The 12,114-nt window shown below is 57.1% G+C and carries 17 protein-coding genes and 3 pseudogenes; 13 read left to right on the forward strand and 7 right to left on the reverse strand.

All coding sequences use genetic code 11. The annotated features are described in order from the left end of the window. Window positions 1-189 precede the first annotated feature (189 nt). From AC3WKX_RS20335 to AC3WKX_RS20360, 6 genes are all read left to right on the forward strand, one after another. Complete coding sequence (locus AC3WKX_RS20335) at window positions 190-411, forward strand: hypothetical protein (protein WP_146013718.1); 222 nt, start codon at window positions 190-192, stop codon at window positions 409-411. A 59-nt stretch (window positions 412-470) separates the two neighbouring features. Next, entirely contained in the window at window positions 471-887 is a 417-nt protein-coding gene (locus AC3WKX_RS20340) for a heavy metal-responsive transcriptional regulator (RefSeq protein ID WP_102605299.1), read from the forward strand. Continuing rightward, entirely contained in the window at window positions 884-1,153 is a 270-nt protein-coding gene (locus AC3WKX_RS20345; RefSeq protein ID WP_102605300.1) for a thioredoxin family protein, read from the forward strand. The genes AC3WKX_RS20340 and AC3WKX_RS20345 overlap by 4 nt, the downstream gene beginning before the upstream one ends. Beyond that, window positions 1,143-1,322, forward strand: coding sequence for a hypothetical protein (locus AC3WKX_RS20350; protein ID WP_173883033.1), 180 nt, complete (start codon window positions 1,143-1,145; stop codon window positions 1,320-1,322). The genes AC3WKX_RS20345 and AC3WKX_RS20350 overlap by 11 nt, the downstream gene beginning before the upstream one ends. An 8-nt stretch (window positions 1,323-1,330) precedes the next feature. Further along, on the forward strand, window positions 1,331-1,462 hold the full coding sequence (locus AC3WKX_RS20355) for a hypothetical protein (RefSeq protein WP_256579806.1): 132 nt from the start codon (window positions 1,331-1,333) through the stop codon (window positions 1,460-1,462). A gap of 62 nt (window positions 1,463-1,524) precedes the next feature. After that, entirely contained in the window at window positions 1,525-2,745 is a 1,221-nt protein-coding gene (locus tag AC3WKX_RS20360) for an MFS transporter (RefSeq protein ID WP_256579807.1), read from the forward strand. 2 nt (window positions 2,746-2,747) lie between these two features. On the opposite strand, the pseudogene AC3WKX_RS20365 reads toward AC3WKX_RS20360, so the two are convergent. Continuing rightward, a pseudogene (locus AC3WKX_RS20365) lies at window positions 2,748-2,843 on the reverse strand (IS66 family transposase); the annotation flags it as partial. Window positions 2,844-3,053: 210 nt separating this feature from the next. Between AC3WKX_RS20365 and AC3WKX_RS20370 the strand changes: the two are divergent. Beyond that, window positions 3,054-3,507, forward strand: a pseudogene (locus AC3WKX_RS20370) (transposase); the annotation flags it as partial. Window positions 3,508-3,714: 207 nt separating this feature from the next. Then, a complete protein-coding gene (locus AC3WKX_RS20375; RefSeq protein ID WP_102605304.1) occupies window positions 3,715-3,882 on the forward strand; it encodes a heavy-metal-associated domain-containing protein in 168 nt (55 codons plus the stop codon). On the opposite strand, the gene flgB is transcribed toward AC3WKX_RS20375, so the two are convergent. Further along, window positions 3,835-4,245, reverse strand: a complete 411-nt coding sequence (flgB, locus tag AC3WKX_RS20380; protein ID WP_102605305.1) for a flagellar basal body rod protein FlgB — start codon at window positions 4,243-4,245, stop codon at window positions 3,835-3,837. The genes AC3WKX_RS20375 and flgB overlap by 48 nt on opposite strands. Before the next feature lie 400 nt (window positions 4,246-4,645). Here flgB and AC3WKX_RS20385 point away from each other — a divergent pair, with 400 nt between their 5' ends. Then, window positions 4,646-4,852, forward strand: a complete 207-nt coding sequence (locus AC3WKX_RS20385; protein WP_102605306.1) for a co-regulatory protein PtrA N-terminal domain-containing protein — start codon at window positions 4,646-4,648, stop codon at window positions 4,850-4,852. Here AC3WKX_RS20385 and AC3WKX_RS20390 read toward each other — a convergent pair. The 5 genes and pseudogenes from AC3WKX_RS20390 to AC3WKX_RS20410 all read right to left on the reverse strand — a co-directional run bounded on the left by AC3WKX_RS20390 (window position 4,837) and on the right by AC3WKX_RS20410 (window position 8,069). Then, entirely contained in the window at window positions 4,837-5,226 is a 390-nt protein-coding gene (locus AC3WKX_RS20390; protein WP_256579808.1) for a molybdopterin-dependent oxidoreductase, read from the reverse strand. The two genes, AC3WKX_RS20385 and AC3WKX_RS20390, sit on opposite strands and share 16 nt — an antisense overlap. 60 nt (window positions 5,227-5,286) lie before the next feature. Then, window positions 5,287-5,487 carry a hypothetical protein gene (locus tag AC3WKX_RS20395; RefSeq protein ID WP_256579809.1) on the reverse strand — a complete coding sequence of 67 codons (201 nt, stop codon included), beginning with the start codon at window positions 5,485-5,487 and terminating at the stop codon, window positions 5,287-5,289. Between the two features lie 9 nt (window positions 5,488-5,496). Continuing rightward, window positions 5,497-6,084, reverse strand: a pseudogene (locus tag AC3WKX_RS20400) (cytochrome b/b6 domain-containing protein). A 384-nt stretch (window positions 6,085-6,468) separates the two neighbouring features. Continuing rightward, complete coding sequence (locus AC3WKX_RS20405) at window positions 6,469-7,374, reverse strand: F510_1955 family glycosylhydrolase (protein ID WP_102605307.1); 906 nt, start codon at window positions 7,372-7,374, stop codon at window positions 6,469-6,471. 41 nt (window positions 7,375-7,415) lie between these two features. Beyond that, window positions 7,416-8,069 carry a peroxiredoxin gene (locus tag AC3WKX_RS20410; protein WP_102605308.1) on the reverse strand — a complete coding sequence of 218 codons (654 nt, stop codon included), beginning with the start codon at window positions 8,067-8,069 and terminating at the stop codon, window positions 7,416-7,418. 323 nt (window positions 8,070-8,392) lie between these two features. On the opposite strand from AC3WKX_RS20410, the gene AC3WKX_RS20415 reads away from it, so the two are divergent. The 4 genes from AC3WKX_RS20415 (at window position 8,393) to AC3WKX_RS20430 (ending at window position 12,028) form a co-directional block, all read left to right on the forward strand. Beyond that, complete coding sequence (locus AC3WKX_RS20415; RefSeq protein ID WP_102605309.1) at window positions 8,393-10,813, forward strand: heavy metal translocating P-type ATPase; 2,421 nt, start codon at window positions 8,393-8,395, stop codon at window positions 10,811-10,813. A 35-nt stretch (window positions 10,814-10,848) separates the two neighbouring features. Then, complete coding sequence (locus tag AC3WKX_RS20420) at window positions 10,849-11,262, forward strand: MerR family transcriptional regulator (protein WP_256579810.1); 414 nt, start codon at window positions 10,849-10,851, stop codon at window positions 11,260-11,262. After that, the gene (locus tag AC3WKX_RS20425) at window positions 11,259-11,501 is read left to right on the forward strand and encodes a DUF2933 domain-containing protein (protein WP_102605310.1); all 243 of its coding nucleotides are present in this window, start codon (window positions 11,259-11,261) and stop codon (window positions 11,499-11,501) included. The genes AC3WKX_RS20420 and AC3WKX_RS20425 overlap by 4 nt, the downstream gene beginning before the upstream one ends. 185 nt (window positions 11,502-11,686) lie before the next feature. After that, window positions 11,687-12,028 carry a hypothetical protein gene (locus tag AC3WKX_RS20430; RefSeq protein WP_102605311.1) on the forward strand — a complete coding sequence of 114 codons (342 nt, stop codon included), beginning with the start codon at window positions 11,687-11,689 and terminating at the stop codon, window positions 12,026-12,028. Window positions 12,029-12,114 lie beyond the last annotated feature (86 nt).

Here is a 12,114-nt window from a genome sequence, read left to right on the forward strand (position 1 = left end):
CGCATCCGCTCTCGAAAGGCCCGAAGGGGGTGAGGCGCAGCTTCGGCTGTGGTGTGTCCGGATCAGTCTAGTCATGCGCTACTTATGGGTAGAGCGACCCGTGACCCAAAAATGGTCCTGTTTTCCCCACTTGACCTTCCCTCAGTGGCAACCACTACCTTGACAGTGTGTGCTACCGAGGGACTCACCATGAGAACGACTTATCTTGAAAGGCTCCTGTTGAGAGCCTACAGAGAGGCGATTCGCCAGAACGATTTGATGGTGGCCGATATTGTCCTGTCCGCCATCGAGGCCTGCGCACCGCCCGACGCCGCTATGACTGATGCGGTGATCGAAGCCTACTGCGATCTGGCCGTCCGGGCGATGGTGTACCAGACAGCACCACCCACAGGGTCATCGCGCGGCACTTGACCTTGGCCTTAGGACTAAGGTTTACACTTTCCTTGTCCCTGCTTGGAGCAAGTCCTCCCATGCTCACGATCGGTAAACTCGCAACGCTTGCAGGCACCACCCCCAATACCTTGCGCTATTACGAGCGCGAGGGCTTGATTCCGCCTCCGGCAAAGGGCGAGAACGGCTACCGTCTCTACCCCCAGGACGCGGCACGACGGGTGCATTTCATCCGGCAAGCGCAGCAATGCGGCTTCACGCTGTCCGAGATTCGCGAACTGCTGGCGCTTCCGCAACAAGCGTCGGCCTGCTGCTCCGATGTTCGCAAGCTCGCCATCGAAAAGAAGCTGGCGCTGGAGGCCAAGATCAAACTGATGAGAGCAATGTCGGCCGAACTCGACCGGCTGATCAACGACTGCGTCCACGACTCGCACCCGCTTGATGACTGCCCCATCCTGAATGCGCTGAATCATGTGACCAGGGAAACTGAACAATGAAGATCGAAGTCTTTTATGCTGATGGATGCGGCAACTGCAGCGCGTCCAGGCGCGACCTCAAGGATACCGTGCTCGCAGCGTTTCCTGGCGGTGCGGTTTGGAGCGAGATCGACATCGTTAAGAACATTGACTACGCGGTGGAGCTGGGCGTTCTCACGGTTCCGGCTGTCGCGATTGACGGGGCACTCGTGTTCACTAGGCTGCCGACTGCTCAACAGCTCGTGTCCGAGCTGACGGCGCGCGCAGGGAAACTGAATGGACACTGAATCGTGGCTGCAACTCGTCCAGCAGGGCGGTCTGGCGGCGGCCATCGCAGCGTTCTTGGCAGGCTTGGTCTTCAGCTTCAACCCGGTGGCAATGGCGGCGGTGCCGGTGGCACGCGCCTATGTCACCAAGGCCCGGAAAAACCTGCAGGCGACGCTGTATCCGGACTGATCTATCCCGTGTGGGTCACGACGGTAAGCGTCACGGCGATCTTCTTCAATTCGCTGTGGGGCTGCCCGTCACTGTTCATCGACGCGATCCTCAACGTCGGCAAACCGCCGCCAATGGCCAACGTCGTGCAGCACGCGTGAACCGAAGTCGTCAATGGCACGGACTCCTAAGCAGTTACTCGTTCACATAGGCATCGAATCACATGAATTCATCTCAAGTACAACGCAGCGGCGATCCGCGTGAAAGCGTGCTTCGCATGCTCTCTCTGGCGACATTCGTCATCTTCTTCCAGGCGTTCATGGTGGCGCCGATTATCCCTCGGCTGTCGGAGGTGTTCGGCGTTTCTCCGCAAGAGATTGGCCTAATCGTGCCCGCCTATCTGATTCCCTACGGCATCGCGACGCTCGTCTATGGCCTGTTGGCTGACCGGCTGGGCCTGTGGCGCATCATGGCCGCGTCGCTCTTGGCGTTCGCGGTGCTGACTGCGTTGACCGCCACCGCTCGCTCGGTTCAGGAGCTTGTGCTGTGGCGGCTGCTGACCGGTCTCGGCGCCAGCGGCGTGGTGCCGCTCGCGCTGGTTCTCGTCGCAAGGCTCTATTCCTATGAGCAACGCGGTCGCCCGCTGGGTTGGATCTTCGGCGCGATGGCCGGCGGCATGGCCTTCGGCTCTACTTTCGGTGCGCTACTCGAACCCTACGTCGGGTGGCAAGGGCTGTTTCTTTCGGTCGGCGCTATCGGTCTCATGATGCTAATAATTCTGCTGCCCCACCGCGAGATTATTGCCAACGCGCTGCAGAGCGTTGGCGGCGGCCTCGGCGCACTGTTTCGCGGCTACCGCGACCTCCTGAGCACGGCGCGCGGTAGGCGCACCTACACATACGTCTTCGTCAACTCCATCTTTCACTCTGGTGTATTCACCTGGCTGGGCTTGTACCTGGAGCGCCACTATGAACTGGGACCCGTTGGGATCGGCCTCGCGCTGCTGGGTTATGGCATTCCCGGATTTCTGTTCGGACCAGCCATTGGCCGTGCGGCGGATCGATATGGTCGCAGCAGGCTGATTCCGCTCGGACTGGCGCTCGGTGCGATCGCCGCGGCGGCCCTAGTTGCCGACATGCCGCTTTTCGCGGCCGCCGCGGCCATCACGGTGCTGTCACTCGGCTACGACATGACCCAGCCGTTGTTCGCCGGACTCGTCACGTCGATCGGCGCGCAGCGACCGGGCCAGGCGATGGGACTCAACGTCTTCATGCTCTTCGTCGGCTTCGGGTTGGGCAGCCTGGTGTTCGGCGAATTGCTGCGGCAGGGATTCACTCAGGCGCTGGCCGTTTTCGCGGCTGTTGAGCTGGTTCTAGCGTTTGCGGCCATTGCTTTGTTCCGCGCCGAGGTGCCTGCTTCGACGACAACGATGAAGCGGACCTGACTCCTCGAACTATTGGCATCATGCAGGTCGAAGAACTTGTGACGGGCATGGGCCATGCAGCCGATTTCGGTCATACCTTGTTCGAGGTCGGCCTTGTAGTCAGTGTTTCGATAGTTCGGCATATCAAAATATGCAGTGCAGCGAACCCGTTCGATCCGGCATGGACGTCTTACCTTGAGCGCCGAAGAGCGCATTGTCAGGTAGCCCGGTCTCACTCAGGCTACTGGAAGGCTTGAGCCGTATGAGGGCTGACTCTCAAGTACGGTTCTTAGGGGAGGCAGGAGTGGTAACACTCCTGCTTTACCCGACTGAAATCCCACATTGGCGTAGATGCGGATTCGGGCTTGGTTAATAGCGTTGTCGGTACGCCTGCCAACGGGGCAGACGTGACACAAGTGGATCAACTGCTTCATGGGGGAAGAAGTTCACGTCTGTGGCGATGCCGGTTATACCGGGGTGCAGAAGCGCCAGGAACACCAGGATCGCAAGATGATCTGGTCGATTTCTGCACGGCCCGGTTCGTACAAAGAGCATGGCAAAGACACGGTGATCGGCAGTGTGCTACGGAATTGAGTATGCGAAAGCGCAAGTCAGAGCCCAGGTTGAGCATCCATTTCGAGTGATCAATCGCAAGTTTGGCTATACGAAAGTGCGCTTTCGTGGTCAGACGAAAAACATCGCTCAACAGACGACGATGTTCGCCTTGTCGAACTTGTGGATGGTGCGAAACGATTGTTGAATGCAGGAGAGGTGCGCCTGTAATGCGGGCCAATCGCCCTGAAACAGCGCGATTAGAGGAAATCATGAATTAAATAGTGGAAAGGTCTGCTTTTCGACCGAATCAGCGTTTTTTGAACCTCATGCAGAGAAGGCATCAAAAAAATCGCTGGGTACTTCAGACCTTCCTTAAAGGAGATCAAGGTCTGATATGCAAGGCGGTGTAGCTCGGACGGTTACGATGTATCAGGCATTAGTTGCAGCAACTGCGTTAGCAAAATCATTAAAGCCATTCAATCACTGGATAACAAGGCAACAGTTTCAGTGGATCGTAATGCAGGGAAGGTCAACGTCGAATTGACTTTTTGGTCATTACTCTCCGCGCAATACCTTAATCAAGCCTTTAAATGCGCCATTTAGTCGAGCGAACGCTGCCTCGAAATGAATTTCATTTTCCGTATACTTCGCAAGTTCGACTTGCTGAACCACGGTGTTTTGGTCAAGAGATGATTGATTTGGAGTTCTGTAAAGCAAAGCATTCCCATCTTCGCCTGCTGATCCGTTCCCTGCAATATGTTTTAGGTTTGTTGTTTGTAAAGAAAACTGAGTAGCCGTCACTCGTTTTGACTGTTCTGCAAGTAAAGCAGGAAAGTCCAAGTCGCGGGCCTTGAAGTTGGGCGTATCAGAGTTAGCAATATTATTGCTCAGCACCTCAGCTCTTTGGATGTGATAGATTAACGCTCTTTCCGCAGAACCAACGGCTTTTTCAAAATTAATACTCACGCCTAATCACCTTTATGGAATTACCAATCCCAACGCAATACACATATCGAACACTCAAGGTTAAAAGCAATACGCCCACGTCGGCAAACTTCAGATCCTGCCCAGCTTTTCAAAAGCCGTCAAGCCTCTTTGAAAATGACCGGAAGCTTACAATGTTGTCATGTGTAAATTTTTAAACGGTTAAATACGCTGCAATGTTGCTTGGATGTACGAGACCTTACGGATTAAGCCGTCTGCTGTCTAAGAGGAAAGTGGTAACCTGACACAACTGTAATATTCATCTAAGGTTTCTGACAGGGAGAGAGTTTTAAGATTACGTCGTGTCTTGAGCTCAACCCCCACGAATCACGTCTTGATGTGAATTCAACGGGGTAACCAAATCTTATCCGAGGATACCCAAATGAAATCCATGAAAACCCTGCTTGTCATCGCAGCCTTGACCGTTTCTTCTCTGGCGATGGCCGAAGGCGGTGGTGACCGGACACTCGCACGCATGGAAGCGGCCAGGAAGGACTCAATGGAATCGTACCAAATTGCCCAAAAGCAAAGTACCCAATCCCCCGTCGCAGAAAGCAAAGCCAAAGCAGTCGATCACGCTAATTGCTGAATAGTTTGGCGCACTCCCAAACTGACAGAAATGTAATCACCGCGGTGGTTCAAATGTGGCAATTTCTGAGCCCGCTTGCCGTATGACTTCGTCATTTGCGGCGGCGGGCAAGGCTCATTGGGGTTAAAGAGGAACTCCTGAAAGAACGCCCCCAGCCTGTCAGCAAAACGCACAGTGTGTTTCGCACGGCCCCAGCCCTCCACGCAAATCAGCCGCGTGACCTGACGGGTTTGCGGCAACTGGTTCAGCTCGGCGAGGGTCCAGCTGTGTTTATCCTGGACCAGGCCGCCGACCTTGAGTTTGAAATCATCACCGTCGATGTCCAGGATGCCGTCGCGGTCGTAATAGGTATTGAAGGGAAACAGGCGTGTCATCATCGACTCGGGGTAGATCGGTACCAACCTGCCCGGATCGAACAGCGCCGCCTGTATTTGTCATTGAAGCGTGACACCCATGTTCAACATGGACTCCACCGAGTCGCGATCATCCAGGCGACAGCCTGTCAGCAAGGCAATCCCGCCCAGCGTCCAGACAGGGCGAAGAAATTGTTTACGCGCGGGCAAATCAAGTTCCTGCGCCACCGATTTGGTGATGGCGGATTCATCAAGCCCGTCTTTTATAATTTTTTTGATCATGGTTTAGCGTCAGCGCAGCATGGCAATCAGTGTGTGCGGCACGAGCGCCACCATCACCAGATGCACCACGGTAAAAGCGACCAGCAGGCCATGCAGACAAAATGCACGATGCGCGCTGAGTCATAATCACCCATCAGCTCCCTCAGCAGAGGAAACTGCACCGGCTTCCAGATCACCAGGCCCGACAGAAACAGCACAATGAGATCGAGCACGACAAAGAGGTAGGCGAGCTTTTGCAGGGCCTTGTATTGCCGCAAGTCGGCATGGACGAGCTTGCCCCTGAGGGCAGCCAGGAAATCATGAAAGACTTCGGGCGGGGCGTATCGGGAAAACTTGTAGGCGATGCGGCCGGAGAAAATATTGAGCAGAAGGTAAATAGTGCCGTTGATGAACAGTATTCACATCGCCGCAAAATGCCAAAGCAGTGCATCCGCCAACCAACCACCCAGAGTGATGCTGTCGGGAATCCGGAAGAAAAAAAATCGGTGAGGCGTTATAGATACGCCAGCCGCTCATCACCAGGATGAGCACCGCGATGACGTTGACCCAGTGGGTCAGCCGGAGCCAAATCGGGTGAATAGTTTGGGAGCTACTCATATTCCCTATCCTGCCGGCACAGTGCCGGCGAATTCCCCCGGCCACCACGAAGTGTGTTGGCTCAATCCCCCATTTTTAACCGGCAACTCCATTGGAGTCGCAAACAGCACCGACCATACCGACGTATGTACCAAGACTAGCATCGGCTTTTAGGTGTCGTTTTACATTATTCATCCTGGCATTTGGCACACTCAATGCCATACCACGCTACAGCCCTGTGTCACCCATTAACTGCGTAATGGTACTGCGTCCTCTTTGCCGGAGTCGCAGACCAATAGACCTACCGCGAGGCTGGGCCTCGCGGTAGTGAGATACTTCCGGAGATAAACGGGGACTTGCTCATCGCTGACCGGCTAGGCCCAGGTGGTACGCCGCTCAGGAGGCTTATTCCAACGTTTGCCCCGCCTGTGCGATCGCTTTCCAGGTCTTGCCGTTGTCTTGCGAGAGATAGACGTCACGCTTGATCGTCGCCATCGCCCACTCCTGAGCATTGGTCGGACTCTGCGCCAGGTAAGCGACGGCATCCTGATTGAGGGGTGGCAAACCGAGGGCGCTGATCGCGTGGGTCTTCAGGTCGAGGATCGAGAGCAGCGCTACCTTGTTATAGCTGCCGAACCATAAGCTCTTTGCGTCGAGGCTGAAGCTGACGCTTGGCACCTGAACATTTTGGATAACCGGCTGAAAGTGCTCGCCGGCATCGCTCGATAAAAACAGGCCACTGCCGGTAGCCACAGCAACGGTTTTGCTGTCAGTGGGATGCACCGCCAATGCGCTCGGCTCTGGCCCCATTCCTTGCGCCACAGCATGCTGCCAGGTGGCCCCGTCGTTCAGGCTGTAATACAAGCCAGGAGAGGTCATTTTCGAGTTCGGGTGCGTGTTGTAAACGTAGATAGCCCCGCTGTCGAAACCGCTGGATAACAGATGAAAGTCCGACTCTCCTTGAAGTCCAAGCGGCTGCCAGGTATTGCCACCGTCACTGCTCTTGATTAACCCGAGAGGATTGACCAGGGGACTGCCACTGGCCGGATGACCACTGCTATAGATCGCCTGACGGCCGGCAGAAAAGCCCATGTAGTCGTGTTCAGGCCCAGGTGCCTTGCTCCAGTGGCCATCACGGTACAGGGCCAGGCCGTCATGGCTGGGGATGGAAAGCTGTTGCCCATCCTGGCTGAAAGCGAGCCCATGGACGTGCTTCAAGGTGACCGTCATCGCGGCGCCGGCAGTCAGGTGGGTGAGCCCAATCAACACGCCAATCGATATCGTCCGGCGTAGAGTCTTTCCCAGATACATAATCCATTCTCCAATCGTGACTGAGCCCTTGCTGGTTGATGTTACTTCGGCTGCGCCACGGTGCGCAGATAGGGCTTCAACGTCTTGAAGCCCTGCGGGTATTTCTTCCTGGCCTCTTCGTCGGACACCGAAGTGGGAATGATGACGTCCTCGCCCGGCCGCCAGTTCACAGGGGTGGCGACCATGTGTTTGGCGTTTAATTGCAGCGAATCGAGCAGGCGCAACACTTCGTCGAAGTTGCGCCCGGCACTCATCGGGTAGATCAGCATCGCCTTGACCTTCTTGTCCGGGCCGACGATGAACACCGAACGCACCGTGGCGTTGTCCACGGCGATGCGTGGGCCGCCACCGGCATTCGGGTGAATCATGTCGTAGAGCTTCGCCACTACCAGGTTCTCGTCGCCGATCATGGGATAGTTGACCGCATGGCCCTGGGTCTCCTTGATGTCGCCGACCCAGGCCCGGTGGTCGCTGACCGGGTCGACGCTGAGCCCGACTATCTTGGTGTTGCGTTTGTCGAACTCCGGCTTGAGTCCGGCCATATACCCGAGTTCGGTGGTACAGACAGGGGTGAAATCCTTAGGATGCGAGAACAGGATGGCCCATTTGTCGCCAATCCACTCGTGGAAGTGGAGCGGGCCTTCGGTGCTTTCGGCGGTGAAATCCGGTGCTTCGTCGCCAATACGGATTGCCATGTTCGATCTCCTTACAGTGACTGGAAGGGACGCTGTCAGCACTCTGCCTGCTGTACCAACGGCGCTCGAATGTTTGTGTTGAGTCTGTCAGCGCGAATCAGTATAGGAGACGCACCAAGACGAGGCGGAAACCAACGCATTAATTCTGTATGACGTTGAAAGAGAAGACCTTTCTGCTTAATAAGCATTGAAGGGGGGACTCAGCCGACAGACCCGTCTCAATCCTCTTTTCGCGGACTCGTCCAGCGATCACGTTGCTGCTTGACCTTACCGCAATGGCAAGGTCCAGCCTTACGGTAGAGAGGTTCCTCAGGAGGTTGGTGATGTCCAGCCTATTTCCCCATACCGCTACCGTTACGCCTAATCCTGTCCAGCAATGGACACTCGGCGTAGCGGGCATGACTTGTGCCTCCTGCGTAGCACGTGTCGAGAAAGCATTGACCCGAGTGCCTGGTGTTTCTGCCGCCAGTGTCAACTTGGTCAACGAAACGGCAACCGTCGAAGTTGATGTCAATGCAGCACTGACGCCCCTGCTCCAGGCCGTAACAGACGCGGGCTACCGCGTGAAAGAAGACGAACTGGTCTTGGCCATCGGCGGCATGACTTGTGCCTCGTGCGTCGGGCGCGTCGAAAAAGCCCTTCTAAAAGTACCGGGTGTACGGTCGGCCACGGTGAACCTGGCCAGTGAAGTGGCCAGGGTTCGGGCGGTGTCCGGCGTAGTATCACTGGCGGTGCTGACTCAAGCGGTAGCAACTGCCGGCTACGAGGCCAGCGTTCCGGCTGCCGAGGTGTCCACGGGTACTCCGCTTCACCGTGACTGGTGGCCGGTGGCTGTGGCCGCCGTGCTGTCCTTGCCGTTGGTGATACAGATGATCACCGCATTACTGGGCGCACGGTGGAGCCTGCCAGGCTGGGTGCAGTTGCTACTGGCCACGCCTGTTCAGTTCTGGCTGGGTGCGCGTTTCTATCGGGCGGGTTGGAGAGCATTGCTCGTAGGCAGCGGCAATATGGACCTGTTGGTGGCGCTCGGTACCAGCGCGAGCTACGGGCTGTCGGTCTATCTTCTGGCGACGCATTCCGGCCCCGGCGTCCCGCACCTCTATTTCGAGGCTTCTGCGGTAGTGATCACCTTGGTCTTGCTCGGTAAGTGGCTGGAAGCACGCGCCAAGCACCATACCGCGGACGCTATCCGGGCACTACAGGCGCTACGGCCAGACATCGCCCGCGTGCGACGCGACGGGATGGAGTACGAAGTTTCTGCGAGTTCACTGATCGTCGGTGACATGGTAGTGGTGCGGCCGGGCGAGCAGGTCCCGGCGGACGGCGTGGTGCATGACGGGCAAAGCCATCTCGACGAGTCGCTGCTGACCGGTGAGAGCCTGCCAGTGGCGAAAGGTGAAGGCGACCCGGTAACCGGTGGCGCAATCAATGGCGAAGGTCTGCTGCTGATCATGATCTCAGCAGTCGGTGCGGAAAGCACCCTGGCTCGGATCATTCGCTTGGTCGAAAACGCCCAAGCGACCAAGGCGCCGATCCAGCGTTTGGTCGATCGGATCAGTGCCGTTTTCGTGCCGGTGGTGCTGGTGGTCGCGGCTATGACCTTGCTGATTGGCTGGTGGCTGACCGGCGAGGTGGCCGGCCCGCTGATTAACGCGGTAGCGGTATTGGTTATCGCATGCCCCTGTGCGTTGGGCCTCGCCACACCGACTGTGATCATGGCTGGTACAGGGGTCGGCGCACGCCACGGCATTCTGATCAAAGATGCGCAAGCCTTGGAGATTGCACATCGGGTGAGCGTAGTGGTCTTTGACAAGACCGGCACGCTGACATTGGGCAAGCCCCAGGTAACGGCTCTGAAAGCGAAGGATGGCGACAGTGTACGCTTGCTGCAACTAGCGGCGTCAGCTCAGGCCGGTAGCGAGCACCCATTGGCCCAAGCACTACTGGACAGAGCCCGGCAAAAAGGCATGACGTTGTTACCGGCATCCGGGATCACTGCCTTGCCGGGGCGAGGTTTGGCGGCTTCAGTGGCAGGCCGCGATCTGCGTCTGGGTAGCTCGCGGCTGATGCGGGAGATGGGTGTGGACCTATCACCGCTTGCGGTTCGTGCAGCGGCGTTGGCCGAGGCCGGCAACACCGTGTCCTGGCTTGCCGAGCTATCCGAACAGCCACAGTTGTTGGGCCTGATTGCCTTTGGTGATGTGCTAAAGCCCTCCGCACGGTTAGCCGTGGCGCGGTTGAAAGCGCTGGGTATCCGTACCGTGATGATTACCGGCGACAACCTTGGAGCGGCCACCGGCGTAGCCAAGCTACTCGGCCTCGACGAGGTGCGCGCTGAGGTTCTACCCGGCGACAAAGCGGCGGCGGTACGGGCACTGAAAGTCGACGGCGCAGTCGTGGCGATGGTTGGCGACGGCATCAACGACGCGCCAGCATTAGCGGCGGCCGATGTCGGTATCGCTATGTCGACCGGTACCGATGTGGCGATGCATACCGCGGGTATCACCCTGATGCGCGGCGACCCGGCGCTGGTGGCGGATGCCTTGATGCTGTCCCGTCACACCTATGGGCGGATTTTGAAGAGTCTGTTCTGGGCCTTCGTCTACAACCTGATCGGTATTCCGCTGGCGGCGATGGGCCTGTTGAGCCCGGTGGTTGCTGGCGCGGCAATGGCGCTGTCCAGTGTCTCAGTGGTGACTTACGCCTTGCTGCTGAAGCGGTGGCAGCCAGCACAACGAGAATAGGGCTGACTCGGCGTTTCAGCGAACAGGAGGATCTAATGAACATTGGTGAGGCGGCAAATGTCAGCGGTTTGTCTGCTCGGATGATCCGCCACTACGAGCGCATCAATCTGATCCCGCCGTCACAGCGCACGCGGTCTGGCTATCGCGTCTACTGCGAGCGCGATGTACACGTTTTACGCTTCATCCACCATGCACGAGATCTGGGATTATCGATCGAGCGGGTTCGTGCCTTATTGGCGTTATGGCGGGACCGCAATCGTCCTGACGACGAGGTTCAGGCCATAGCGCTGAGCAATATCGATGCGCTGAATGCGCGCATTACCACGCTTCAGGTCATGTGCGAGGCCCTGTCGTATCTGGCCGAGCATTGCGATGATTCTGAGCAACCACCTGGGCAGGCTCTGGATGATCTACCCCCCAATGACTTGCCCGATAGGAGAGCATCATGACTCGTAATAAACCCTCAATGGTTCAGCTGGGCATCGGTGCAGCCATTATCCTGGCGGCTGCCTATGTCTTGTTTCCTGCTTTTCAAGCCTGGATCGCGGCGAACGCACTGATCTTTCTGGTGCTGCTGTGTCCGCTGTCGATGGTGTTTTGTATGCGCAACATGCACAAGGATGCACCCACTACCGATGACACACAGGAGGTCAAACCGACCAAACGTGATTCACACGATATGCCGTAAGCGGTAACTATTTCCACGCTCAGCGAGTTGGGCCTGGTTGTTTATCAGCGAGTTGGGCCTGGTTGTTTAACGCGTCCTTGTTTCTGCACGAGGAGGTTCCTATTGACCTTCAGACTCTAGCCAACGGGCTCTTCCTGACAGATTCGTAATTGTACAGTCCGCTACCAGCCGCTAGACTCCCCCGCATGAAACGCTATCTGCGGTGCTGCCTCATTTTTCTGATTAGCCTGGCGCTTCCCCTCAGCGGGATGGCGGGCGTTCAGGCACCGACAGAACCGTGCCCCATGAAAACGACGGGCATGGCGATGATGGGTGATATGGGGCAGGACTGCTGTCACGACATGAAAAGCCCCTCCGAGCATGGCAAACCCTGCAAGCCTGGCCAGGAATGCAAGACCGGCGGCATGCTGCAAGTATCAATCATCAAGCCTGTCACCCGCTTGTCCAGTCCGCTGGTGCTATCCCTCTTCAGCGACTTCCTGGCCGCTCATACCCCGTCCGGGGTGTGGCGACCGCCTCGTATTTGATTTCTTTACCACATTGAGTCTCATCCCGCCCTGGCGGGATGGCATTTCTGCGTGCCTGTCTAAGAGGCGCGCAGTGGAACATCACA

The organism is Pseudomonas sp. GP01-A4, assembly GCF_058780865.1.

Excerpts from the sequence above, each read along its gene's own strand:
- AC3WKX_RS20335 (WP_146013718.1), top strand. The coding sequence starts at position 190 with ATGAGAACGACTTATCTTGAAAGGCTCCTGTTGAGAGCCTACAGAGAG.
- AC3WKX_RS20340 (WP_102605299.1), top strand. The coding sequence starts at position 471 with ATGCTCACGATCGGTAAACTCGCAACGCTTGCAGGCACCACCCCCAAT.
- AC3WKX_RS20345 (WP_102605300.1), top strand. The coding sequence starts at position 884 with ATGAAGATCGAAGTCTTTTATGCTGATGGATGCGGCAACTGCAGCGCG.
- AC3WKX_RS20350 (WP_173883033.1), top strand. The coding sequence starts at position 1,143 with ATGGACACTGAATCGTGGCTGCAACTCGTCCAGCAGGGCGGTCTGGCG.
- AC3WKX_RS20360 (WP_256579807.1), top strand. The coding sequence starts at position 1,525 with ATGAATTCATCTCAAGTACAACGCAGCGGCGATCCGCGTGAAAGCGTG.
- AC3WKX_RS20385 (WP_102605306.1), top strand. The coding sequence starts at position 4,646 with ATGAAATCCATGAAAACCCTGCTTGTCATCGCAGCCTTGACCGTTTCT.
- AC3WKX_RS20390 (WP_256579808.1), bottom strand. The coding sequence starts at position 5,226 with ATGACACGCCTGTTTCCCTTCAATACCTATTACGACCGCGACGGCATC.
- AC3WKX_RS20395 (WP_256579809.1), bottom strand. The coding sequence starts at position 5,487 with ATGATCAAAAAAATTATAAAAGACGGGCTTGATGAATCCGCCATCACC.
- AC3WKX_RS20405 (WP_102605307.1), bottom strand. The coding sequence starts at position 7,374 with ATGTATCTGGGAAAGACTCTACGCCGGACGATATCGATTGGCGTGTTG.
- AC3WKX_RS20410 (WP_102605308.1), bottom strand. The coding sequence starts at position 8,069 with ATGGCAATCCGTATTGGCGACGAAGCACCGGATTTCACCGCCGAAAGC.
- AC3WKX_RS20415 (WP_102605309.1), top strand. The coding sequence starts at position 8,393 with ATGTCCAGCCTATTTCCCCATACCGCTACCGTTACGCCTAATCCTGTC.
- AC3WKX_RS20420 (WP_256579810.1), top strand. The coding sequence starts at position 10,849 with ATGAACATTGGTGAGGCGGCAAATGTCAGCGGTTTGTCTGCTCGGATG.
- AC3WKX_RS20425 (WP_102605310.1), top strand. The coding sequence starts at position 11,259 with ATGACTCGTAATAAACCCTCAATGGTTCAGCTGGGCATCGGTGCAGCC.
- AC3WKX_RS20430 (WP_102605311.1), top strand. The coding sequence starts at position 11,687 with ATGAAACGCTATCTGCGGTGCTGCCTCATTTTTCTGATTAGCCTGGCG.